Genomic DNA, 23527 nt, shown 5'->3' on the forward strand with positions numbered 1-23527 from the left:
CCGGTCCTTCGCGCGATCAACCTATGGAAGAGGCGTATTCCCCGTGCCACATCAGCCACAGCACCCCATCCCTGAAGAATTCGCAGGTAACGAGTGGCTCGTCGACGAACTGTTCGAGAAGTACCGGTCGGACAAGAACTCGGTGGACGAGAAGTGGTGGCCCATCTTCGAGGCGATGAGCGCTGACAACGGCACTGCGACGGAGCAGCCGGGCGCCCAGTCCTCCCCCGAGCGGACCCCCGCCGCGGCCCCGGCCCAGGAGGCCCCCGCCCCGAAGGCACCCGCCCCGCGGGAGGCCCCCGCCCAGCCCAAGGCCGCCGCCGCCCCCCGGCCGCCCGCCGCCCAGCAGAGCGCCCCCCGGGCCGCGTCGGCGACGGCGCCGGCCGCGGCCCCGCCCGCCACGAAGTCCGGCGCGAAGGCCGAGGGCCGCCCCGAGAGCGGCCAGGGCGAGACCGAGTCCCGCCGGCCCATCCCGGCCCAGCCCGCCCGGGCCCGCGCCAGCGCCCCCAGCACGGACGCCCCCGCGGAGGACAAGGTCGTCAAGCTCCGCGGTCCCGCCAAGGCGGTGGCCGCCAACATGGACGCCTCGCTCACGGTGCCGACCGCCACGACCGTGCGCGCGGTCCCCGCGAAGCTGCTCATCGACAACCGGATCGTGATCAACAGCCACCTCGCCCGCAACCGCGGCGGCAAGGTGTCCTTCACGCACCTGATCGGCTACGCCGTGATCAAGGCGCTGGCCAACTACCCGTCCCAGAACGTCGTCTACGACGAGCAGGACGGCAAGCCGGTGGCCGTGCACCCCGCCCACGTCAACTTCGGGATCGCCATCGACATCCCGAACAAGGACGGCTCCCGCAACCTCGTGGTGCCCAACATCAAGGGCGCGGAGGCGATGTCCTTCCTGCAGTTCTGGAACTCCTACGAGGACATCGTGCGGCGGGCGCGCACGAACGAGCTGACCATGGAGGACTACCAGGGCACCACGGTGTCCCTGACCAACCCCGGCGGCATCGGCACCGTGCACTCCGTGCCGCGGCTGTCCAAGGGACAGGCCTGCATCGTCGGCGTGGGCGCCCTGGACCACCCGGCCGAGTACCGGGGCTCCTCCCCGAAGACCATCGCCCGGCACGCCGTCTCCAAGATCATCACGCTGACCTCGACCTACGACCACCGCGTGATCCAGGGCGCGGGCTCCGGGGAGTTCCTGCGCCTGATCGAGTCCTACCTGCTGGGCGGGGACGACTTCTACGACGAGATCTTCGAGGCCCTGCGGATCCCCTACGAGCCCGTGCGCTGGGCCGTGGACAACCAGGTCAACCCCGAGATCCAGGTCAACAAGGTCGCCCGGATCCAGCAGCTCATCCACGCCTACCGCGTGCGCGGGCACCTCATGGCGGACACCAACCCGCTCGAGTACGTGATGCGCAAGCATCCCGACCTGGACATCCGCACCTACGGGCTGTCCCTGTGGGACCTGGAGCGCGAGTGGCCCACCGGCGGCTTCGGCGGCGCGGACGTGCTGAGCCTGCGCACCATCCTGGGCCGGCTCCGGGACGCCTACTGCCGCACCGTCGGCGTGGAGTACATGCACCTGCAGGAGCCCGAGGAGCGCGAGTGGTTCCAGGACCAGCTCGAGCACGGCTATCAGAAGCCCAGCCGCGAGGAGCAGTTCCGCATCCTCGGCCGGCTCAACGCCGCCGAGGCCTTCGAGACGTTCCTGCAGACCAAGTACGTGGGCCAGAAGCGCTTCTCCCTGGAGGGCGGCGAGTCCCTGATCCCGCTGCTCGACGAGATCATCGCCGACGCCGCCGACGCCGGGCTCGCCGGGGTGGGCATCGCCATGGCCCACCGCGGCCGGCTCAACGTGCTCACCAACATCGCCGGCAAGTCCTACGCCCAGGTGTTCCGCGAGTTCGAGGGCAGCCAGGACCCCCGCACCACCGAGGGCTCCGGCGACGTGAAGTACCACCTCGGCACGGAGGGCACCTTCACCTCCGACAACGGCAACGAGACCCAGGTCTACCTCGCCGCCAACCCGTCCCACCTCGAGGCGGCGGACCCGGTCATCGAGGGCATCGCCCGCGCCAAGACCGACGTCCTCGGCGCCGGCCCGGAGGGTGACGGCACCTACCCCGTGCTGCCCATCCAGGTCCACGGCGACGCCGCGTTCGCCGGCCAGGGCGTCGTGGCCGAGGTCCTGCAGATGGCGCAGCTGCCCGGGTACACGGTGGGCGGCACCGTCCACGTCATCGTGAACAACCAGGTGGGCTTCACCACGTCCCCCGCGGCGGCGCGCTCCACGACCTACGCGACCGACATCGCCAAGGGCCTGCAGGCGCCGATCTTCCACGTCAACGCGGACGATCCCGAGGCCGTCACGCACGTGGGACAGATGGCGTTCGCCTGGCGCCAGGCGTTCCACAAGGACGTCGTGATCGACCTCATGTGCTACCGCCGCCGCGGCCACAACGAGGGCGACGACCCCTCGATGACCCAGCCACTGATGTACAACCTCATCGAGGAGAAGCGCTCGACCCGCAAGATCTACACCGAGAACCTGGTGGGCCGCGGCGACATCACCCAGGAGGAGGCCGACCGGGCGCTGAAGGACTACCAGGAGCGCCTGGAGCGGGTGTTCGCGGAGACCCACGAGGCCCAGACCTCGTCCATCCCGCTGGTCACCGGCGACTCCGCGGCGATCTCGAACATCGAGCGGCCCTCCGCCCAGCAGGCGGACTCCGGCGTCTCGGTGCCGCGGACCACGGCGATCTCCGCGGAGGCCGCCCAGCGCCTGGGGGCGGTGCACGTGGAGGTCCCCGAGGACTTCACCGTGCACAAGAAGCTGCGCAAGCTGCTCGAGCGCCGGGAGGCGATGACCCGCGAGGGCGGCGTGGACTGGGGCATGGGCGAGCTCATGGCCTTCGGCTCGCTGATGATGGAGGGCATCCCGGTGCGGATGTCCGGCCAGGACGTGCGGCGCGGGACCTTCACCCAGCGGCACGCGGTCTTCTTCGACGCCGGCACCGGGGCGGAGTGGACCCCGCTCAACCACCTCTCCGGGGACCAGGCCAAGCTGGCGATCTACAACTCGCTGCTGTCCGAGTACGGCGTGCTGGGCTTCGAGTACGGCTACTCCGTGGAGCGGCCCGACGCCCTGACCGTCTGGGAGGCCCAGTTCGGGGACTTCGTCAACGGCGCGCAGACCGTGGTGGACGAGTTCATCTCCTCGGCCGAGCAGAAGTGGGGCCAGCGCTCCTCGCTGGTCATGCTCCTCCCCCACGGCTTCGAGGGACAGGGCCCGGACCACTCCTCGGCCCGGATCGAGCGGTTCCTGCAGCTGTGCGCGGAGCAGAACATGATCGTGGCCAACCCGTCCACCCCGGCCAGCCACTTCCACCTGCTGCGCCGGCAGGCCTACAGCCGTCCGCGCAAGCCGCTGGTCGTGGCCACGCCCAAGCAGCTGCTGCGGCTCAAGGCGGCGGCCTCCCCGATCGAGGAGTTCACCTCCGGCGCGTTCCGCCCGGTGATCGGCGACCAGGGCGGGCTGAACGCCTCCGAGGTCACCGACGTGGTGCTGGTCTCGGGCCGGCTGTACTACGACCTGGCCGCCGCGCGCGAGCAGCGCCAGGACCGCCGCACCGCGATCGTGCGCGTGGAGCAGCTCTACCCGCTGCCGCTCGCGGAGATCCGGGAGGAGCTGGCCAAGTACCCGGAGGCCCGTCTCACCTGGGCCCAGGACGAGCCCGCCAACCAGGGTGCCTGGCCGTTCATGGCGGTCAACCTGCTGCCGGAGCTGGACCGCAGGGTGCGCCTGGCCTCCCGGCCCGCCTCGGCGTCCCCGGCCAACGGCTCGGCCAAGCGCCACGCCGCCGAGCTGGAGACCCTGGTCCAGACGGCCTTCGAGCGGGACTGAGCCCGCCCGGGACGGCGGGGGCCCCTGGCCCCCGCCGTCCCCGCACGTTCCCAGCGAGTCCGGCGCCGGCCCGTGCCCCACGGGCCGGCGCTGCCCATGACCACCCGCACCCCCGACCAGAAAGAACGACGTGGAGCAACGAAGGATCAGAATTGTCGCAGTCGGTGACGAGCTGCTGGCCGGCGAGGGCGACCCGCGGGCCCTCGGCTGGTTCGGGCGCGTCATGGCCCGCACCCCGCACCACGTGGCCCCCGTGGCGGCCTACAACCTCGCCGCCCCCGGCGAGGGCAGCGAGTCCCTCAACGAGCGCTGGTTCGAGGAGGCGGCCCGCCGCTTCTCCCCCGGCCACGACAACCGTCTGGTCATCGCGCCCTCCACGCTGGACATCGACCTGTCCATCACGAGCGCCCGCTCCCGGCTGAACATGGCCAACATCATCGACACGGCGTCCCAGCACAACGTGCGGGTGCTCGTCGTCGGGCCCCCGCCCACGCTGGACGGCGAGCGCAACCGGCGCATCGCGGACCTCTCGGCCGCCTACGCCGACGTCACGACCCGCCGCAACCACGTCTACGTGGACACCTTCAACCCGCTGCAGCACCACGAGCAGTGGCGCAAGGACCTGGCCGCCAACCACGGCCACCCAGGACAGGCCGGCTACGGGCTGATGGCGTGGCTCGTGCTGCACCGCGGCTGGTACAACTGGCTGGACCTGCCCGAGCCCCAGTGAACCCGGCCTCCCGCGCGTGTGAGACAATGGCGGGCAGTGCCTCGTCCGGCCGCCGCTGAACTCACCAGACCACGCGGGAACGGACGCCGACACCCACGATCCGCCGCGGGCGACCGCGGACAGACAGGAGGCTCGTATGAGCAAGCGCGGACGCAAGCGCAAGGACCGCCGCAAGGGCGGCGCCAACCACGGCAAGCGCCCCAACGCCTGAGGTCCCCGGACCCGGCAACGCCGTGACGGAAGGGCCCCGGACCGCTGAGCGGTCCGGGGCCCTTCCGTGCGCCCGGGGTGGGGCGCGGCGCGGTGCCGAGCGGCGCTCAGGCCGCGGGGGGCTCCTGGCGCTGGGCGTGCAGGCGGGCGAGGATCGAGACCCGCAGGTCGGCGGGGGCGGTCTCCGCGCAGGACCTGCGGACCACGGAGCGGATCACGCACTCCAGGTCGTACTCGCGCGCGCACTCCCGGCACTCGAGGAGGTGGCCGTGGATCTCGTCGAGGTCCTGCGCCGGGAGCACCCCGTCGAGGTACTCGTAGATCCGGCGGATCCGCTCGTCCGTGCAGTGTCCGAGGCTCTCGCAGTCGGCCATGTCTACTTGTCCTTTTCCTTCTTCTTGTCGCCGGTCACCTTGGACGTGTCGAAGCCGCGCTCCGCCGCGTAGTCGGCGAGCTTCTCGCGCAGCAGCTTCCGCCCGCGGTGCAGCCGGGACATCACCGTCCCGATCGGCGTGTCCATGATCTCGGAGATCTCCTTGTAGGCGAAGCCCTCCACGTCGGAGAAGTACACGGCCAGGCGGAACTCCTCGGGCAGCTCCTGCAGGGCCCGCTTGACGTCGCTGTCCGGCAGGTGGTCGAGGGCCTCCACCTCCGCCGAGCGCAGGCCCGAGGACGTGTGGGACTCGGCGCGGTGCAGCTGCCAGTCCTCCACGGTGTCGGTGTTCGCCTGCTGCGGCTCGCGCTGGCGCTTGCGGTAGAGGTTGATGTACGTGTTCGTGAGGATCCGGTACAGCCAGGCCTTGAGGTTCGTGCCGGGCCGGTACTGGTGGAACGCCGAGAACGCCTTGGTGTAGGCCTCCTGCACCAGGTCCTCGGCGTCGGCGGGGTTGCGGGCCATCCGCAGGGCAGCGGCGTAGAGCTGGTCCACGTACTCCATGGCGTCCTGCTCGAAGCGCGCCTTCCGGGCCTCCGGGGTCTCGGTGTCGACGTCGACGGGCGGCTCGGTGCGCTGGGGGACGGCCCCCTGCTGGTTCTGCTCGTTCATCACGGCCCAGTCTACGGGGACCCGCCGGCCGGCCGGGGCCGGGGCGAGGGTGCTGACGGCGGTGCTGATGGCTGCTCCTCTCCCCCGGGCGTGCCGGTGTGCTCGCTGGACGTCCGGCCGGCCGCCGGGGTTCCGGCGGTCCTGCCGCGGCGGGCCGGCCCGTTGCGGGGCCGCTCGCCGTCCTCCTGCACAACGGAGGTCACGGGCGCGCGTATTCCCCGTCGCGGCGGGTCGCGGCTCGCCCGTGCCCCGGCCCCCGTGGCTAGGATGGGTCCAGCGGCGCCGTCCGCCGAACCAGTACCCGTCCGACAACGCCCCGCGGTCACGCCTGCCGCCCAGGAGGAATCCATGAGCATCGTCCGTCGCATCGCCCGCCCGCTGCTGGCCACCGGTTACGTCGCCAACGGTGTCGAGAGCTTCCGCAACTCGTCCCGCGCCGCCGAGCACCTCGCTCCCGCCGCCTCCGCGGCGTCCAAGGCCTTCCCGCAGGCCGGCCCCGTGCTGCAGAACCCGGCCGTGGTCGCCCAGGGGCTCGCCGCCGCGCAGGTCGGCGCCGCCGTGCTGTTCGGCCTGGGCCGGCTGCCGCGCCTGTCCGCCGGGGTGCTGGTGACCACCACCGCGCTCAACGCCTACGCCGACTACCGCGCCGCCGAGGCGGACACCGCGGAGCAGAAGGCCGCCCGCCGGGCCACCGCCTTCAAGAACGCCTCCCTCGTCGGCGCCGTCATGCTCGCCGCCGTGGACACCGAGGGCAACCCCTCCCTGCTGTGGCGCGCCGAGCACCTCGCCGGCGACGTCAAGAAGAACGCCTCCAGGCTCGGCAAGGACACCCAGAAGCAGGTCGCCAAGGCCGAGAAGGCGCTCCAGCACGCCGTCAAGCACAGCTGAGCCGGGGTCCCGCGGTCGTGATCCCGTCCGAGGCCCCCGTGCCCGCGCCCCGTCCCGACGTGCCGGAGCCGGCCCAGCAGCACGAGCTGTGGCCGGCTCCGTTCGTGGGCGACCGCCCGGTCGTCGCCGAGCTGACGGTGCCGGGCTCCAAGTCCCTCACCAACCGGTACCTGCTCCTCGCCGCCCTCGCGGACGGCCCGTGCCGCCTGCGCTCCCCGCTGCACTCCCGCGACTCCCGGCTCATGGTGCAGGCCCTGCGCGCCCTCGGGGCCGGCGTGGAGGAGGTGCCCGGGGACGGTGACTTCGGCCCGGACCTGCTCGTGCGGCCCGCCGCCTGGAACGCCACGGACCCGGTCACCGTGGACTGCGGGCTCGCCGGGACCGTGATGCGCTTCGTCCCGCCCGTGGCGGCCCTGGGCCGCCGCCCGGTGACCTTCGACGGCGATCCGGGCGCCCGGGTGCGCCCGATGGGCCCGGTGGTCGACGCCCTGCGGGCACTCGGCCTGCGGGTCGAGGACGGCGGCCGCGGCCGGCTGCCCTTCACCGTGCACGGGACGGGCGGGGTGCCCGGCGGGGAGCTCGAGATCGACGCGACCGGCTCCAGCCAGTTCGTCTCCGCCCTCCTGCTCGCCGGGGCGCGCTTCGACGACGGCCTGCTGCTGCACCACCGGGGCGCGGACGGGCGCGGCGTGCCGTCCATGCCGCACGTCGAGATGACCGTGGCGGTGCTGCGCGGGCTCGGGGTCGCGGTGGACGACTCCGTGCCGGAGCAGTGGCGGGTGGCGCCCGGCCCGGTCCGGGCCTTCGACGTCACCATCGAGCAGGACCTCTCCAACGCGGGTCCCTTCCTCGCCGCGGCCGTGGTCACCGGCGGGCGGGTCTCGGTGCCGCGCTGGCCCGGGCACACCACCCAGGGCGGGGACCACTGGAAGCACATCCTGCCCGCCTTCGGCGCCGAGGTGGAGCTCGCGGACGGGACCTTCTCGGTCACCGGCCCCCCGGTGGTCACCGGCGTGGACCTGGACCTGGGCGAGGCCGGAGAGCTGGCCCCCACCGTCGCCGCCGTGTGCGCCGTGGCCACCACCCCGTCCCGGCTGCGCGGCATCGCCCACCTGCGCGGCCACGAGACGGACCGGCTCGCGGCGCTCGTGGCCGAGATCAACCGGCTCGGCGGGGACGCCGAGGAGACCGAGGACGGTCTGCTGATCCGGCCGGCCCCGCTGCACGGCGGCACGTTCCGCAGCTACGAGGACCACCGGATGGCCACCGCCGGGGCCGTGATCGGCCTGGTGGTGCCCGGCGTGCGCGTGGAGAACATCGGGACCACCGCCAAGACCCTGCCCGAGTTCCCGCAGCTGTGGGCCGCGCTCCTGGGGACCGGCCGTGGCGCGTAGGGACTCCGCCCGGCGCGACTGGGACGAGTCGGACGTCCGCGTCCGCCCGAACAAGTCCGGCTCCCGGCCCCGCACCAAGGACCGGCCGGCGCACCGGGACGCCGTGACCGGCCGCATCGTCACGGTGGACCGCGGACGCTACACCGCGGTCCTGGACGAGGACACCGACCGGGAGCGGCTGGTCGTGGCGGTGCGCGCCAAGGAGCTGCACCGCCGGCCCGTGGTCGCCGGGGACCTCGTCGGCCTCGTCGGGGACGTCAGCGGCGCCCCGGACAGCCTGGCCCGCCTCGTGCGGATCGAGGAGCGCGCCACGGTGCTGCGGCGCAGCGCCGACGACACCGACCCGGTGGAGCGCGTGGTGGTCGCCAACGCCGACCAGCTCGTGATCGTGGTCGCCGCGGCCAACCCGGAGCCGCGCACCGGCTTCATCGACCGGTCCCTCGTGGCCGCCTACGACGCCGGGATCGAGCCGCTCCTGTGCATCACCAAGACCGACCTGCGCGACCCCGCGGAGCTGATCTCCCACTACACCGCCCTGGAGCTGCCGGTGCTCCTCTCCGGTCCCGCGCGGGACGCGGCGGCCGACGACGACGGGGCCACGCTGCCCCTCGACCGCACCCTCGTGGAGGCCCTGCGCGCGCGGCTCGACGGCCACGTCTCGGTGCTGCTCGGGCACTCGGGGGTCGGCAAGTCCACCCTCGTCAACGCCCTCACGGGCGCGGACCGGGCGACCGGCGGGGTGAACGCGGTGACCGGGCGGGGCCGGCACACGTCGTCGTCGGCCCTGGCCCTGAGGATCGAGGACGCCTCCCCCGGGTCCTGGATCATCGACACCCCCGGCATCCGCTCCTTCGGCCTCGCCCACGTCGACCCCGACCGCATCGTGGAGTCCTTCGACGAGCTCGCCGAGGCGATCGCCGAGTGCCCCAAGGGCTGCCGCCACACCGAGGCCTCCCCCGGCTGCGCGCTGGACGACTGGGTGGCGCAGGGCCGGGCCGGGGACGCGGGCACGTCCCGGCTGGCCTCGCTGCGCCGGCTGCTCGGCGCCGGGGAGCGCCCGGGCGAGTCCCGGGAGGACAAGGAGCTCGGCATCCAGTGAGCCGGCGGCCGCGCCGGCCGTCGGCCCAGGTCCGGCCGGGCGCGGGACCGGTTCGGGGTAGGTTGGAGCAATGCGCAGCCCCAGCAACTACACCGACGACCTCCGCCTCGCCCACATCCTGGCCGACGCCGTGGACCGCCTGACCATGCGCCGGTTCAAGGCCCAGGACCTGACGGTGGAGACCAAGCCCGACCTGACCCCGGTCACGGACGCCGACCGCGAGGCCGAGCAGCTGATCCGCGCCCAGCTGGGGCGCACGCGCAACCGGGACGCCGTCATCGGCGAGGAGTACGGCGCCACCGGCAGCGGGGCCCGCCAGTGGGTCGTGGACCCGATCGACGGCACCAAGAACTTCGTGCGCGGCGTGCCGGTGTGGGCCACGCTGATCGCCCTCGTCGACGAGGGCCGGCCCGTGGTCGGGGTGGTCTCCGCGCCCGCGCTGGGGCGGCGCTGGTGGGCCGCGTCCGGGACGGGGGCGTTCACCGGCAAGTCCCTGGCCAACGCCCAGCGCATCCGGGTCTCGCAGGTCGGGCGGCTCTCCGACGCCTCCCTGTCCTACTCCTCACTGACCGGGTGGCGGGACCGCGGGGTCCGGGACCGCTTCCTCGAGCTCACCGACGAGGTGTGGCGCACCCGGGCCTACGGCGACTTCTGGTCCTACTGCCTGCTCGCCGAGGGCGCCGTGGACCTCGCGTGCGAGCCCGAGCTGAGCCTGCACGACATGGCCGCGCTCGTGCCCGTGGTCGAGGAGGCCGGCGGCCGCTTCACCTCCTTGGAGGGCGAGCCCGGCCCCTTCGGCGGCAGCGCGCTGGCCAGCAACGGCCTGCTCCACGACGAGGTGCTGGAGCTGCTGACGCCGTCCTCCTGATCCGGGTTCCCGGGGCCCGGGTCCCCGTGCCAGAGGCCCCGGGTCCGGCGGGGCTCCGGGTCCGCACCCGGTGCGGACCCGGCCGGTCGGGCACGACGACGCGAGGGGCCCGCACCGGCCGGTGCGGGCCCCTCGCGTCGCCGGCGGAGCTCAGAGGTTCTGGGTGGTGAGGCCCATCTCGCGCTCGATGCACTGCTGGAAGGCGGTCGGGTCCGACGAGTACTGGTTGCAGGCCTCCATGGCCGGGCCGAACTCCCCGAGCAGCGCCCCGAAGATCACGAGGAAGAAGATGCTCGCCAGGATGCCCAGGACGCTGAGCACGATGCCGATGATCGGCACCGCCTTGGACGCCCCCGGGGTGCGGCCGAGCTTGCGCACGGCCACGATGCCGAGCACCAGGCCCACGAGCCCGGGCACGAGGCCCAGCACGAACCAGCAGGTCAGCAGCGACACGATGCCCAGGATCAGGGCGGCGATGCCCAGCCCCGTGCCCTGCGGCTTCGCACCGGCGCCGTACTGGCCCATGTCGTACTGGCCCTGCTGCCCCGGGTAGCCCTGGCCCTGCTGGTACTGGGCGGGATAGCCCTGGCCGCCGTACTGCCCCTGGGAGTACTGGTCCTGGCCGTACTGCCCGGCGCCGTACTGCCCGCCGCCGTACTGGCCCTGGCCGTACTGTCCCTGACCGTACTGGTCCTGGCCGTACTGCCCGCCGCCGTACTGGCCCTGCTGGCCCTGGTCGTACTGTCCCTGACCGTACTGCGGGGACGAGTACTGGTCCCCGCCCGTGCCCTGGCCGTAGCGCGGCGCCTCGTAGGACGGCCCGGAGGGGGCGCCCTCGATGCGCTGGCCGTACTCGGGCCCGCCCCGGCCGCCGTAGCTCGACGACCCGCCGGCACCCGTGCCGCCCTGGTCTGGCGTGTTGTCGTTCTGGCTCATGGCGTTGCCCTCTCGGTCGTCGGCGGTACACCTCCAGCTTGTCACACCGGCCCCCGGTCGCCGCCTATTTCCCGGGCCGGCCACGAGCCGGACGCCCGGCCCCGTGGACGCCCGAGGTCGCCACCCCGGCGGTGCACGGAGCCCGCCCTCACCGCCACGCGTTCCGGGTCGCCGAACGGTGCAGCGCCCACGCCGCGAGGGCGAGGAAGACCAGCGACTGGACGCCGAGCAGGCCGAGGTCGACGAGCCACTGTTGAGCGGTCGGGTCGTACAGGGGGTCGACGTCCGGCGCGGGGGGACGCTGGATTCCGACGGTGGCCGCCGTCGCCGCGTAGCCGAAGCGCGCCGGGAGCACCCAGGACACCTGCTCGAGGCCGGCGCGTCCTTCGACGGGGAACAGGCCGCCGCACAGGATGAGCTGAGCCATGACCAGGACGACGAGCGCCGGCATGGTCTGCTCCGTCGACGTCGCGGCGGCCGACACCGCGAGCCCGGCGACGGTCATCGTGACGCCGACCGCGGCCACGGCCGCCGCGACCTCCACGTGTCCGTTCCCCAGCGCCAGCGCGTCGTCGGGCCCGGGAAGACCGACGAGCGCGAGGACGGTGAACACCACGCACTGGCCGGCGACGAGCACGCCCAGGACGACGACCTTGCTGACGAGGTACGCCCCAGGCGAGAGACCCACGGCCCGTTCCCGCCGATAGATGGGCCGTTCCACCACGAGCTCGCGCACGGAGATGGCCGTGCCCATAAGCGCGGCACCGACCACGAGCACGATCAGCCGCAGCTGGATCTGGTGGAGATCCCCGCGGGCCTCGCTCACCGAGAGCCCGGCCTCGCCGGGGAAGGCATGCGCCATCAGGGCGAGCAGCATCGGCATGCCGACGAGGAGCACCACGAAGAGGCGGTCCGCGGCGACGACGGCGGCGTTGCGCCGGATCAGCGTCCACAGCTGGCGCACCGGGGCGGCCCGCGGCGGCGGGGGCGCGTCGGCCGCCGGCACCGGCACGACGGCCGACGACGTCCGTCCCACGTAGGCGTCGCGGGCCGGTGAGCGCGCGTACCGGCCCACCCACGTCCGGTCCTCGAGAGCGGCGAAGGCCGCGGGGTAGTCGTCCACCCCGAAGAAGGGCAGCACGTCCACCGGCGGCCCGAAGAAAGCCACCCGCCCGCCGCGGGCGAGGACGAGCACGCGGTCGCACTCGTCCAGGGCCAGCACGCTGTGGGTGACCACCAGCACGACACGGCCGGCGTCGGCGAGCGAGCGCAGGCTGCGCATGACCTGCCTGTCGAGCCCCGGGTCGAGCCCGGACGTTGGCTCGTCGAGGAACAGCAGGCGGGGTGCGGTGAGCAGTTCCAGGGCGATCGAGGTCCGCTTGCGCTGCCCGCCCGAGAGCGAGTCGATCCGCTGGTCGATCTGCGCCGTCAGGCCGACCTCGGCGAGGACCTCCTGCACCCGCTCGTCCCGCTCGGCGGCGGTCGTGTCCGGCGGAAGGCGCAGCCGGGCGGCGAACTGGAGCGCCCGCCGGACGGTGAGCTGCCGGTGGAGGATGTCGTCCTGCGGCACCAGGCCCACCAGGAAGCGCAGCTGGGCGTACTCGGCGTAGAGGTCCCGACCGTTCCAGGTGACATGTCCGCGGGTGGCCGGCCGCAACCCTGTGAGCGCCCCCAGAAGGGTCGACTTCCCCGCGCCAGACGGCCCGATGACGGCCACGAGCGCGCCGGCCCGAGCGGTGATGGACACGTCGTCCAACAAGTGGGCACCGGTCCGGGTGGTCACCTCCAGGTGCCGGGCACTGAAGACGGGTGGCGGCGCCGGTGCCGCCCTGACGTCGGTGCCGTCCCAAGTCAGCGAGGTCGACCCGACGCCGATCACGTCCCCGGGGCGCAACGGTTCGGCCTCCTGGATCCGCTCGCCGTTGCGGAAGGTGCCGTTGAAGCTGCCCGCGTCGTGCAGCACAGCGGTGTGCTCGTCGAGCTCCACCGTGGCGTGGCGTCGGGACGCGAGTGGATCCTCCACGACGACGTCGCACGAGCAGGACCTGCCGATGGTGAGCACACGGTGCGTCGCGGGCTTCTCGGGCTGTTCGGTGCTGAGGAGCAGCTCTGGGCCGTCCAGCGCGCCGAGACGCAGGCGCAGCCCGCCGTGGACGACCGGCACCGGCCCGTCCATCGCCTGGTCCGCGCCCACGACCCAGGTGCCGTTGCGGCTGGCGTGGTCCGCGACCCACCACCGGCCGTTGCTGTGCCAGATGCGGACGTGCTCGCGGCTCACGCGCTCGTCGTCGAGACGGACATCGGCCTGCGGGTCCCGGCCCACACCGAGCTTCCTCCCCGGGGCGAAGCTCCACTCGTGTCCGTCCAGCCGCACGTACAGCATCGGTGCGCCCGGAGACGGAGACGGAGACGGGAACTGTTCGTGGCGCATGGTGCACCCCTCACTCCATGGGACGCAGGGACGCGGCGACGTCGTCGAAGACCCCGGTGCGCTCCGGGTACAGCGACGGGGGCGCGAAGAACACGAGGAGCTGGACCGGGTCGGTCTCCACGACGAGGGCACGTACCTGCAGGGTGTCGGTGGCAGTGAGCGGCATCGTCCCCTCCATCTCCTGCGCCGGGACGCCCCCCACGGTGGTGCTGCCCCGGTCCACCAGGCGGGCGTCCCGGCCGGGCAGGAGGGCTTCGGCCGCTCCGAGCCGCGCGGCCGGCGACCGGCCGTCCAGACCGGCCGGCCGGTGGTAGACGGCGAGGCCCACGACGCCGGCAGGGTCGTCCGCGACGTGCGCCGCCGCGGCCGGCAGCGCATCCGGCTCGTCCGCGAAGAGCGCGACGAGATCCGTCTCGGAGAGCACGCTGACGGTGCTGTCGCCCGCCTCCCGGGTCCGGACCGTCCACCGCTCCGGGACCTCGAGGGTGTAGGGGACGCCGTCGGCACGGAAGGTCACGCGGTCGTCGCCCGACAACGCTCGAGGCAGCAGGACACCGGTGGCGAGGAGCAGGACGACCACGACGCTCAGGACCACCCGCCGCCCGGCGGACCGGCGGCCGGGAACTGCCTCGCGGTGCCGGGAGGCGCCACTGCGGCGCCCGCCGGGAGCCGGAGCAGCGGCGGACCCGGTGAGGGATTCCTCCGGCGCGGTGACAGCAGGGTCGTCGTCCTCGTGACCCGGTGCCGGCGCGGACGGATCGCCGGTGACCCCGTGGCCGGTCATCAGGGCGACGAGTGAGCCGCAGGTGGCAGGCCGGTCGTCGCGCTGCTTGGCCATCCCGGCCAGGATGGCGTGCTCGACGCTGCTCGGGACCTCCGGTCGCTCGGCGCTCACACGGGGCGGGTCCTCGCCGATGTGCGCCCACAGCTGCGCGGCGTCGTCGTCGTGGTCGAACGGCGGATGGCCTGCGAGCAGTGTGTAGGCCACGCACGCCAACGCGTAGACGTCGGCCCGGCCGTCCACGTCCTCCCCGCGGATCTGCTCGGGCGCGACGTAGTCCAGGGTGCCGAGGAAGTGGCCGGCCGTCGTGACCCCGGTGGCGGACGTCGCACGTTTGGTGAGGCCGAAGTCCGTGAGGTAGACGTGCCGCCGGCCGTCCACCCGGTCGTCGGAGAGCAGGATGTTGCCGGGCTTGACGTCCCGGTGCACCAGTCCGGCCGCATGGGCCGCATCGAGGGCGGACGCGGTGTCGGAGAGGATGTCCAGCGCCTCGGACACCGGCAGCGGGCCCCGTGACGCGATCTCGGCCCTCAGGTCTGTGCCACGGACGTACCGCATGGCGATGTACAGCAGACCCGACCACTCCCCGGCACCGTAGACGGGCAGGATGTGCGGATGGTCCACGGAGGCGGCCAGCCGGGACTCCCGGATGAACCGGTGACGGAACTTCTCGTTCGGGGTGAGTTCAGGCGCGAGAAGCTTCAGGGCCACGGGCCGGCCGAGCTGGATGTCCATCGCACGGTAGACGACGCCCATGCCGCCTCGCGCGATGAGCGACTGGACCCGGTAGCCCGCGATCTCGGTGCCGGGCTCGAGGTAGTTGCGCGGGTCTTCCACGGGTCATCCGACCGGTTGACCGCAGCCGGAGCAGAACCGTGCTCCCGGCCGCACCGGCCGCCCGCACTGGGAGCAGAAGGCAGGGGGTGGTCCCTCGGCCGCACGCGGAGCGAGCGCACCCGCGGCACGCGTCTCGTCGTCGGCCCGCGACCGGTTCCTGTACGTGGCCGGGGGCGTCCCGGCATCCACCGGCCCCGCGGTCGGACGGGACGTCCGCTGGGCGGAGCGCGGGCGCTCGGTCGAAGCGGCCGTGCCGGAGTCCGGACGGCCGCGGTCGGCCCGTGCGGCGATCGTCGACCGGGACGCCTTGTCATCGGCTCCCGACCGACCCGGCCGCGACACCGCGTGAGAGGCTGACCTGGACCCCGCCTCCGGGGCGTGCAGGGCGCCGGACGCGGAAACATTCGTCGATGCCCTACGGCGCCGCAGCAGGACGGCCCCGACGACACCCAGCAGCAACAGGGCACCGACGACGACGGGCAGCAGCGCGCCCAGGGACGGGCCGCCCGTGCCGGTGCCCGTGGCCGCCGCGTCGGCCGACGGCCGGCTGTCGGACGAGCCCCGCGCCCGGTCCAGGTGGGCTGCGGCCAGGGCGGAGTCGTAATAGGTGAGAGCCTCCTCGAGGGAGCTCTCCGCCGCCCCACCCTGGTTGCCCGCCGCGAGATGATCGACTCCCCGGCGGAACACGGCGTCGAACTTCGACGGTGCCGGCTCCACGTCCGCTTCCGTCATCGCCGCCCGGACGGCGTCCGCGGACACGAGCGACGCCGAGCCGTCCTCCTGGAGAGGCCCGGTGAGGCCGAGGACCTCACCGCTCGCCCGGTCGAGGACCGGTCCGCCGGACACACCCGCGTCCAACGGCGCCGCGAGGTCCTCCTCCGCACTGATCGAACCGGTGGACGCGTCCACCGTCGCCGGGATCTCTGCGGGGCCGGCCTCAGGCGACGGCCGTTCCGTGAAGCCGAGGACGACCGGGTCCGGACCGGGCGTGGTGCCCGGGGCCGCGAGCGTCGCCGTGGGTGCTCCCCCTCCTCCACCGATCCGCAGCAGCGCGACGTCTCCGGGGTCCGACGGCGAGTTGAGCAGCTCGGCCATGACGCCACCGGGCTCGGAGGTGTAGGTGCGGACGTGGTACTGCGGGACCCGGAAGAGCACGCAGTGCGTCACCTGGTCGTAGCAGTGCTGCAGGTGCGGTCTCCAGTAGGGGTCCGGCGTGGAGCCTCTCCGAGCCGGGTCGCCGCCGTTGCCGACGACCTGCACCCCGATCTCCTCGGCGAACAGCTCGTTCGCGGCGTACACCGCCACCGCCGACTCGTCGATGGCGAGATTGTCCCAAGTGGTGGCGACGATGCCGTCCGCGGACGTCAGCACGCCCGTTGCGGAGCCCAGGGGAACGGTGGATCGGCCCCGGGAGACTTCCACCTCACCGGTGGTGTGGTCGATGTGGGCGATCTCGGCGGCCGCGCGGAGCTCGATCCGCACGAGCGCGGCCTTGGTGCCCTCCATGCCGCTGTGCAGGGTGCCGGACGACGGCGGACCGGGGTTCCCGGCGGCCGTGAGCATCAGCACGGCGACCATGGCCAGCAGGATCCCGCGGAGGAGTGCCAGGAATCGGGCGGAGCGTGGGCCCACCCCGCGGAGGCTCCTCGGAATGCGGTGCAGCACGGCCGATGCCCTGTCACCGATGCGCCGCCGGCGCCCCGCGCAGGTCCGTGGGACGGGGTCCCGGCCGCTTTGCGGCAGCTCGCCCTGGTTCGTCGTTCCCCAGGTGCCCGTACCAGCCCGGCACGTCGGCGGCACGACCCGTTCCGGCCCGTCGTCGACTCCCGGACGCCCCTTCATCACGGGCGTCGCGACCGCGGCGTGCGGGCGGACCTCCGCCTGCTCGCCCTCACGAACGGTGATGGCCACCGCTGGGTCCGCCGACTGGAACGACGATGTCCATGGCCCCAATGTAGCAGTGGACGAGCCGTCCGCAGCCAGGGTGCGGACGTGTGACGGGCCCCGCCGAGGAGGGCGGCGCCTGACGCTGCGGGCCGTGTGCAGGGGCACCCCCGGAGAGGCGGATGTCGTCCGTGTCCGGTGCGGGCGACACCGCGCCGCGGCCGTGGCCCCGGAAGATGGCAACAGAAAAGCGGGGACGTGCCCACAGGCACGTCCCCGCCGGGAATGTGGAGATGGGGGGAATTGAACCCCCGTCCGATGCAGCTTTGTCAGGGCTTCTCCGGGTGCAGTCTGCGTGACGTTTTCTCAGTCCCGGCCCTCGTGCAGACCCGTGGCCGACGGACTCAGTCGCGCAAGTGTTCTCCAGACGCCCGCGACGAACGGCTGGAGCAGTGGCCTTCTAGCTGATGCCAGGCCCCGGGTCGAAGGCGAACCCGGGCTGACAGTCACCTAAGTCTGGTTACGCGGCGAGCGCGAGGTCAGACTTTGCGGTGGCGTTGCTGTTGGAATTGGCAACTATTGTTTTACAGAGAGCGTTTACGAGATAACTCTGCGTCCTCGACCCGCTTCCCCTGTCTCAACTCACATCGTCGAAACCGATCATCCCCGTATTCTGTTTCCAAGCACCCCGCCGCAGCGGGATACATCAGTCTACCGCGCGGTACGTGGCCGTGCAAGGAGCCGGCGCCGGGGTTCAGCCCAGGTTCTTGTACCGCATGGCCCGCTGGGCCTCCCGGTTGTCCTGCTTCTCCCGCAGCGCCTGGCGCTTGTCGTACTCCCTCTTGCCCTTGGCCACGGCGATCTCCACCTTGACCCGTTTGCCGTCCACGAAGTACAGGGACAGCGGCACGATCGTGAAGCCCGACTCCCGGACCTTCTGCTCGATCTTGTCCATCTCGCTGCGGTGCAGCAGCAGCTTCCGGCGCCGGCGGGCGGAGTGGTTCGTCCACGACCCCTGGAGGTACTCGGGGATGTGCACGCCCTCGAGCCACAGCTCGCCGTCGGTGAACTGGCAGAACCCGTCCACGAGCGAGGCGCGGCCCATCCGCAGGGACTTCACCTCCGTGCCCATGAGGGCGAGACCGGCCTCGTAGGTGTCGAGGACGTGGTAGTCGTGCCGGGCCTTCTTGTTGTTCGCGACGACCTGGCGGCCGGTGTCCTTCGTGGCCATGGGCCTCCTCCCTCGGGAACGGTGCGGACGGAACGCGGCCGCGCGCCGGGGCGCGCGGCCGGTCCTCCATCCTACGCCACCCCCCTCTCCCCCGGCGCGGTCCGCGCCGGGCCACCGCCGGCCGGTCCCGCGACGGGGCGTCGTCCCAGGTCGCCGCCCGGGCACCCGGTACGCTGGGCCAATGCTGGACATCGCCCCCTCCGCGCCGTCCCCAGCCGCGGACATCCTCTACCTCGTCGGCACGAGCGGTCACCCGAACTTCGGCGACGAGTTCATCGCCGCCTCGTGGCTGCGCTTCCTCGCCCGCACCCGGCCCGACGCCGAGGTCTGGCTCGACTGCCCGCACCCCGGGCTGGCGTCCCACCTCTTCGACGGGCTGCACCCGCGGCTGCGGACCACGGACACCCTCTGGCGGCTCGTCTTCGAGACGACGGAGATGGACCCGGCCGCCGCGGACGCCCACGTGGACCGGGTGGTGACCTCCCTGGGCTCCCCGCGCTACGACCTCGGCCTGCTCGGGGCCCGGCGGGCGAGCTCGGTGCACCTGATCGGGGGCGGGTACCTCAACGCCATCTGGCCGCACCACGCCCGCCTGCTGCGTGCGGCGCGGCGGCTGGGCGAGCTCTCCGGCGCGCGGCTGGCGGCCACCGGCCTGGGCCTGACCCCGGCCGAGGACACCGCTGCGGCCACGGAGACCCTGCGCGAGGCGCTCGCCGCCTTCGACCACGTCACCGTCCGGGACGCGCCCAGCGCGCAGCTGTCCCGGGCCCGGCGGGCGCCCGACGACGCCTTCCTCGGGCTGCCCGACGTGGCCGGGTTCCCGGCCGGCCCGTCCGGGGCGCCCGCTGCGGAGGGCGACGTGTGGGTGTGCCTGCAGAGCGACATGGCCGACCCGGGGGTCCTCGACGACGCGGTGGCCGCCGTGCGCACCGCCCTCACGGGGCCCGAGCTGGCGGGCCGGACCGTGCGCTACCTCGAGGCGATCCCGGGGGCGGACCGCGCGGCCTTCGACCGCCTGGCGGACCTGATCCCCGAGCAGCACTTCGTGCCCTTCACCCGGGTCTGGCAGGAGGGCTTCCCCGCCCGGGCCGGCCAGACCTGGCTGACCTCCCGGTTCCACTTCCACCTGCTGGCCGCTGCCTGCGGGGCCGAGGGCACGGCGCTGGAGGTGAGCGCGGACTACTACCGGGTCAAGCACCAGTCCCTGCTCGACGCCGGCACGGGCTGGTCCGTCACCCCGGCCGGCAGCCGCACGGCGCAGCCGCCCGCGCGCTCGTCGTCGTTCCCGGAGACCGCCGCCCGGCTGCACCGCACGAAGCTGCGGGAGGCGGAGGAGCTCTACCCGGCCCGGGAGGCGCTGGAGGATCCGCCGGCCGCCGCCGCCGGACGGGTCCCGCCCGGCCGGACGGTGGCCCGCTTCCTGCGCCGCTGACGAGAGGAGCCCGGCCGGTCCGCGGACCGGCCGGGCTCCATTCGTCCGGCGGGAGCTCGGGCGCAGCAGGCCCCCTCGGCCCGCGGACCCGGCGGACCCGGCAGGCGCGGACCCGGCGGGCTCAGGCGTCCGCGGGCGCGTGCCGCTGGTCGGCCCGCCAGCGGATGCCGGCGTCGACGAAGCCGTCGATCGCGCCGTCGAAGATCGCGGAGGGGTTGCCCTCCTCGTGGTTGGTCCGCAGGTCCTTGACCATCTGGTACGGGTTGAGCACGTAGGAGCGCATCTGGTCCCCCCAGGACGCCTTGACGTCACCGGCGAGCTCCTTCTTCTTGGCGCTCTCCTCCTCCTGGCGCTGCAGCAGCAGACGGGACTGGAGCACGCGCAGCGCGGCGGCACGGTTCTGGATCTGGGACTTCTCGTTCTGCATGGACACCACGATGCCCGTGGGGATGTGGGTCATCCGCACCGCGGAGTCGGTGGTGTTCACGGACTGACCGCCCGGGCCCGAGGAGCGGAAGACGTCGACCTTGATCTCGGACTCGGGGATCTCGATCGAGTCGTCCTGCTCGATGAGCGGGATGACCTCCACGGCCGCGAAGGAGGTCTGGCGCCGGCCCTGGTTGTCGAACGGGGAGATGCGCACGAGCCGGTGCGTGCCGGCCTCCACGGAGAGGGTGCCGAACGCGTAGGGCGCCTTGACCTCGAACGTGGCGGACTTCAGGCCCGCCTCCTCCGCGTAGGAGGTGTCCAGGACCGTGGTCGGGTAGCCGTGGCGCTCGGCCCAGCGCAGGTACATCCGCATCAGCATCTCGGCGAAGTCGGCTGCGTCCACCCCGCCGGCGCCGGCGCGGATGGTCACCACGGCCTCGCGCTCGTCGTACTCCCCGGAGAGCAGGGTCTGCACCTCGAGCTGCGAGAGCGCCTGCTTGACCGACGCGAGCTCCTCCACGGCCAGCTCCAGGGTCTCCGGGTCGTCCTCCTCGGCGGCCAGCTGCACCATGACCTCGATGTCGTCGATCCGGCCGCCCAGCTTCTCGAGCCGCTCGAGATCGGACTGCTTGTGGGAGAGCTTGGAGGTGATCTTCTGCGCCACGGCGGGATCGTCCCACAGGTCCGGGGCGGTCGCCTGCTGCGAGAGCTCGGCGATGTCCCGCCGGATCGCGTCGACATCGCTCACGGCCTCGATGGAGGCGAACGTGGAACGGAGGGCGGAGATCTCTGCCGGGAAGTCAAGGGAGGCCATGGAAGCCAAGATTATCGCATGGGGGCAAATTGCCCCGGGCCAGGAGCCCGCCCCTCTGGCAGGATGAAGCCGAGAGAGAGGACGCACGATGCGCATTCCCCGGACCCTGGCCCTCGTGCTCGCCGGCGGGAAGGGCTCCCGCCTCGCCGCGCTGACCGAGAAGAAGGTCAAGCCGGCCCTGCCCGTGGCCGGCACCTACCGGCTGGTCGACGTCGCGCTGTCCAATCTGGCGCACTCCCACATCTCCGACGTGTGGGTGGTCCAGCAGTACCTCCCCCACAGCCTCAACCGGCACCTGGCCAACGGCCGCCCCTGGGACCTCGACCGCACGCACGGCGGCCTGCAGGTCCTGCCCCCGTACGAGGGCACCGAGGACGCGGGCTTCGCCGAGGGCAACGCGGACTCCCTCTACCGGCAGAAGGACCTCATCCGGGACTTCGCCCCGGACCTGGTCCTGGTGCTCAGCGCCGACCACCTCTACACCCTGAACTTCCTCGACGTGATCGAGACCCACCGGGAGAAGGGCGCGGACCTGACCATGGTCACCACGGTCGTGGACGAGGACCCCTCCCGCTACGGCGTGGTGCAGGCCGACGACGACGGGCGCGTGACCGGCTTCGACTACAAGCCCGAGCGGCCGCAGGGGCGGCTGGTGGCCGGTGAGATGTTCCTCTACGACGCGCAGCAGCTGCTGGCGGCCCTGGAGGAGCTGCACGAGCAGGAGGGGCAGCTCGAGGACTACGGCCACGACCTCGTGCCCTGGTTCGTGGCCCACCGCACCGTGGTGGAGCACCGCCTGGAGGGGTACTGGATGGACCTGGGCACCCTGCAGTCCTACTGGACGGCGCACCTCCAGGTGCTCGACGGCGAGGGGGTCACCCTCGACGACCCGGACTGGCCGATCCTCTCGGCCCAGCCGCAGCTGGTGCCCGCCCGGATCGAGGGCGGCGCCGACGTGCGCCGGTCCATGGTCGCGGCGGGCTCGACGGTGCGCGGCACCGTGGAGCACTCCGTGCTGGGCCCCGGCGTGGTGGTCGAGGAGGGCGCCACGGTGCGCCACTCGGTGCTGCTGGACGGCGTGCGGGTGCCCGCCGGGGCGCACCTGGAGAACGTCGTGGCCGACGTGGGCGCCGGGGTACCCGCGGGCGTGCACGGCGGTCCCGGCGCCGTCACCCTGCTCGACGGGTCCGGCGCCGTGTCCGTCACGGAGGAGTTCGACCGCCGGTCGGCCCTGCCCGGCGGCTTCTGAGCCCGCCCCGGGCCGGTGCCGGGCGGCCCGGGGCGGGGCACAGGCCGGGAGGGTCGCTAGTGGGCGTGGCGGTAGGGCTGCGGCTCGGGCAGCCCGGCGCGCTCGCGCACCCGCCGGCCCAGGCGCTCGATCGAGGTCAGCGCCGCGGCGACGTCCTCCGCCCGCACGGTGAAGGGCATGCTGTGGATGGTCTCGCCCTCCACGGTCGCCGCCCGGGCCACGGCCTGGATCTCCTCGGTGTCCTCCGGGCGCAGCCCGATCTCCGTGAGCGTGGTCGGCAGCCCCACCCGGGTGGTGAACTCGATGAAGTCCACGATCTCCGCGCTCGGCGCCCCCTCCAGCACCAGCTGGGTGATCGAGCCGATGTTGACCTTCTGCCCGTGGGCCAGGCCGTGGGTCTGCGGTGCGGCGGTCAGCCCGTTGTGGACGGCGTGGGCCGCGGCCAGGCCCCCCGACTCGAAGCCGAGCCCGGACAGCAGGGTGTTGGCCTCGATGACCTTCTCCAGCGCCGGGGTCACCACGTGGTCCCGGGCCGCGTCCATCGCCACGAGGGCGTTCTCCCACAGCACGTCCCAGCTCAGCCGGGCCAGGGCGGTGCCCGTGAGGGTGGCCGTTCCCCCGGCCATGGTCAGCGACCCCGAGGCGGCGGTGGCCCGGGCCTCCAGCCAGGTGGCCAGGGCGTCGCCGACCCCTGCCGCCAGGAACGTCGCGGGCGCGTTGGCCACCAGCTGGGAGTCCACGAGGACGAGGTCGGGGTTGCGGGGGAAGAAGCGGTACTCCTCGAACACGCCCTCGTCCGTGTAGACGACCGCCAGCGCCGAGGTCGGGGCGTCGGTGGAGGCGACGGTGGGCACGCTGACCCACCGGATGCCGGCGAGGTACCCGGACGCCTTGACCGCGTCGATGGTGCTGCCGCCGCCCACGGCCACGGCCACGTCGGCTCCCGTGTCGCGGATGACGGCGGTGAGCCGGTCGATCTCCCCGGCCGAGGGGATGCCGTGGAACTTCTCGCGCGTGGCCGTCATGCCGGCCCGCGTCAGGGACGCCTCCACGTCGTGGCCCACGAACCCCCAGACGACGTCGTCGGCCACGACGAGGGGGGTCCGCCCGATGGCGGAGAGGTACTCGCCCAGGCGTGCGATGGCGCCCGGTCCCTGGACGTAGCGCCCGGGGCTGATGACGGAGCGGACGGGAGCGTCCATGGCGTTCTCCTTCGACGACGGTGCCGGCAGGTCGGTGCGCGTGCCGCCCGGGGTGTCCTCCCCGGTGCCCGCCAGCGCAGGAACGGCGCGGCGCCCGGCGCCAGGGGTGTTCTCGCCCGTTGAGAACCGTGTCGCGCCGCGCCCGCAACGT

Annotated in this window: 18 protein-coding genes and 1 other RNA gene; 9 read left to right on the forward strand and 10 right to left on the reverse strand. The window is 73.2% G+C overall.

The window, feature by feature from the left end; translation table 11 throughout:
* Positions 1-43: 43 nt before the first annotated feature.
* The 3 genes from AYX06_RS04585 (at position 44) to AYX06_RS20915 (ending at position 4857) form a co-directional block, all read left to right on the forward strand.
* Entirely contained in the window at positions 44-3916 is a 3873-nt protein-coding gene (locus AYX06_RS04585; protein WP_062734790.1) for a multifunctional oxoglutarate decarboxylase/oxoglutarate dehydrogenase thiamine pyrophosphate-binding subunit/dihydrolipoyllysine-residue succinyltransferase subunit, read from the forward strand.
* 130 nt (positions 3917-4046) lie between these two features.
* Positions 4047-4646 (forward strand): GDSL-type esterase/lipase family protein, encoded by a 600-nt coding sequence (locus AYX06_RS04590; protein WP_062734791.1) that lies wholly within the window; start codon positions 4047-4049, stop codon positions 4644-4646.
* 136 nt (positions 4647-4782) lie between these two features.
* Positions 4783-4857, forward strand: a complete 75-nt coding sequence (locus AYX06_RS20915) for a 50S ribosomal protein bL37 (protein WP_095343185.1) — start codon at positions 4783-4785, stop codon at positions 4855-4857.
* A 106-nt stretch (positions 4858-4963) separates the two neighbouring features.
* Here the strand turns inward: AYX06_RS20915 and rsrA are convergent, their stop codons facing one another.
* Positions 4964-5230: a mycothiol system anti-sigma-R factor gene (gene rsrA / locus AYX06_RS04595; protein ID WP_047802492.1), complete on the reverse strand. Its 267-nt coding sequence runs from the start codon at positions 5228-5230 to the stop codon at positions 4964-4966.
* Positions 5231-5232: 2 nt separating this feature from the next.
* Positions 5233-5901, reverse strand: a complete 669-nt coding sequence (locus tag AYX06_RS04600) for a sigma-70 family RNA polymerase sigma factor (protein WP_047802491.1) — start codon at positions 5899-5901, stop codon at positions 5233-5235.
* Positions 5902-6249: 348 nt separating this feature from the next.
* Here AYX06_RS04600 and AYX06_RS04605 point away from each other — a divergent pair, with 348 nt between their 5' ends.
* The 4 genes from AYX06_RS04605 to hisN all read left to right on the forward strand — a co-directional run bounded on the left by AYX06_RS04605 (position 6250) and on the right by hisN (position 10150).
* The gene (locus AYX06_RS04605) at positions 6250-6789 is read left to right on the forward strand and encodes a DoxX family membrane protein (protein ID WP_062734792.1); all 540 of its coding nucleotides are present in this window, start codon (positions 6250-6252) and stop codon (positions 6787-6789) included.
* Between the two features lie 38 nt (positions 6790-6827).
* Positions 6828-8183, forward strand: coding sequence for a 3-phosphoshikimate 1-carboxyvinyltransferase (aroA, locus tag AYX06_RS04610; RefSeq protein WP_062736879.1), 1356 nt, complete (start codon positions 6828-6830; stop codon positions 8181-8183).
* A complete protein-coding gene (rsgA, locus tag AYX06_RS04615; RefSeq protein WP_062734793.1) occupies positions 8173-9282 on the forward strand; it encodes a ribosome small subunit-dependent GTPase A in 1110 nt (369 codons plus the stop codon). The genes aroA and rsgA overlap by 11 nt, the downstream gene beginning before the upstream one ends.
* Positions 9283-9352: 70 nt before the next feature.
* Positions 9353-10150, forward strand: a complete 798-nt coding sequence (gene hisN, locus AYX06_RS04620) for a histidinol-phosphatase (protein WP_062734794.1) — start codon at positions 9353-9355, stop codon at positions 10148-10150.
* A 150-nt stretch (positions 10151-10300) separates the two neighbouring features.
* Here hisN and AYX06_RS04625 read toward each other — a convergent pair whose 3' ends face one another.
* From AYX06_RS04625 to smpB, 6 genes are all read right to left on the reverse strand, one after another.
* A complete protein-coding gene (locus AYX06_RS04625) occupies positions 10301-11086 on the reverse strand; it encodes a DUF4190 domain-containing protein (RefSeq protein WP_062734795.1) in 786 nt (261 codons plus the stop codon).
* A gap of 148 nt (positions 11087-11234) precedes the next feature.
* Positions 11235-13469, reverse strand: coding sequence for an ATP-binding cassette domain-containing protein (locus AYX06_RS04630; protein WP_084271446.1), 2235 nt, complete (start codon positions 13467-13469; stop codon positions 11235-11237).
* A 58-nt stretch (positions 13470-13527) separates the two neighbouring features.
* Positions 13528-15135, reverse strand: a complete 1608-nt coding sequence (locus tag AYX06_RS19155) for a serine/threonine-protein kinase (RefSeq protein WP_147017305.1) — start codon at positions 15133-15135, stop codon at positions 13528-13530.
* A gap of 3 nt (positions 15136-15138) precedes the next feature.
* Positions 15139-16767, reverse strand: a complete 1629-nt coding sequence (locus AYX06_RS04645) for a zinc ribbon domain-containing protein (protein ID WP_062734797.1) — start codon at positions 16765-16767, stop codon at positions 15139-15141.
* Between the two features lie 537 nt (positions 16768-17304).
* Positions 17305-17687, reverse strand: a transfer-messenger RNA (tmRNA) gene (gene ssrA, locus AYX06_RS04650).
* An 86-nt stretch (positions 17688-17773) separates the two neighbouring features.
* A complete protein-coding gene (gene smpB, locus AYX06_RS04655; RefSeq protein WP_062734798.1) occupies positions 17774-18250 on the reverse strand; it encodes an SsrA-binding protein SmpB in 477 nt (158 codons plus the stop codon).
* Between the two features lie 181 nt (positions 18251-18431).
* Here smpB and AYX06_RS04660 point away from each other — a divergent pair, with 181 nt between their 5' ends.
* Entirely contained in the window at positions 18432-19682 is a 1251-nt protein-coding gene (locus tag AYX06_RS04660; RefSeq protein WP_062734799.1) for a polysaccharide pyruvyl transferase family protein, read from the forward strand.
* A gap of 121 nt (positions 19683-19803) precedes the next feature.
* Here the strand turns inward: AYX06_RS04660 and prfB are convergent, their stop codons facing one another.
* A complete protein-coding gene (prfB, locus tag AYX06_RS04665) occupies positions 19804-20925 on the reverse strand; it encodes a peptide chain release factor 2 (RefSeq protein WP_062734800.1) in 1122 nt (373 codons plus the stop codon).
* A gap of 88 nt (positions 20926-21013) precedes the next feature.
* Here prfB and AYX06_RS04670 point away from each other — a divergent pair, with 88 nt between their 5' ends.
* On the forward strand, positions 21014-22174 hold the full coding sequence (locus tag AYX06_RS04670; RefSeq protein WP_062734801.1) for a glucose-1-phosphate adenylyltransferase family protein: 1161 nt from the start codon (positions 21014-21016) through the stop codon (positions 22172-22174).
* A gap of 56 nt (positions 22175-22230) precedes the next feature.
* On the opposite strand, the gene AYX06_RS04675 is transcribed toward AYX06_RS04670, so the two are convergent.
* Positions 22231-23376 (reverse strand): glycerol dehydrogenase, encoded by a 1146-nt coding sequence (locus AYX06_RS04675; RefSeq protein ID WP_062734802.1) that lies wholly within the window; start codon positions 23374-23376, stop codon positions 22231-22233.
* Positions 23377-23527 lie beyond the last annotated feature (151 nt).

Source organism: Kocuria turfanensis, assembly GCF_001580365.1.
Classification (GTDB): domain Bacteria; phylum Actinomycetota; class Actinomycetes; order Actinomycetales; family Micrococcaceae; genus Kocuria; species Kocuria turfanensis.

Coding starts and splice junctions, on each gene's coding strand:
- rsrA (WP_047802492.1), bottom strand. CDS start 5,230: ATGGCCGACTGCGAGAGCCTCGGACACTGCACGGACGAGCGGATCCGC.
- AYX06_RS04600 (WP_047802491.1), bottom strand. CDS start 5,901: ATGAACGAGCAGAACCAGCAGGGGGCCGTCCCCCAGCGCACCGAGCCG.
- AYX06_RS04605 (WP_062734792.1), top strand. CDS start 6,250: ATGAGCATCGTCCGTCGCATCGCCCGCCCGCTGCTGGCCACCGGTTAC.
- hisN (WP_062734794.1), top strand. CDS start 9,353: ATGCGCAGCCCCAGCAACTACACCGACGACCTCCGCCTCGCCCACATC.
- AYX06_RS04625 (WP_062734795.1), bottom strand. CDS start 11,086: ATGAGCCAGAACGACAACACGCCAGACCAGGGCGGCACGGGTGCCGGC.
- AYX06_RS04630 (WP_084271446.1), bottom strand. CDS start 13,469: ATGCTGTACGTGCGGCTGGACGGACACGAGTGGAGCTTCGCCCCGGGG.
- smpB (WP_062734798.1), bottom strand. CDS start 18,250: ATGGCCACGAAGGACACCGGCCGCCAGGTCGTCGCGAACAACAAGAAG.
- AYX06_RS04660 (WP_062734799.1), top strand. CDS start 18,432: ATGCTGGACATCGCCCCCTCCGCGCCGTCCCCAGCCGCGGACATCCTC.
- prfB (WP_062734800.1), bottom strand. CDS start 20,925: ATGGCCTCCCTTGACTTCCCGGCAGAGATCTCCGCCCTCCGTTCCACG.
- AYX06_RS04670 (WP_062734801.1), top strand. CDS start 21,014: ATGCGCATTCCCCGGACCCTGGCCCTCGTGCTCGCCGGCGGGAAGGGC.
- AYX06_RS04675 (WP_062734802.1), bottom strand. CDS start 23,376: ATGGACGCTCCCGTCCGCTCCGTCATCAGCCCCGGGCGCTACGTCCAG.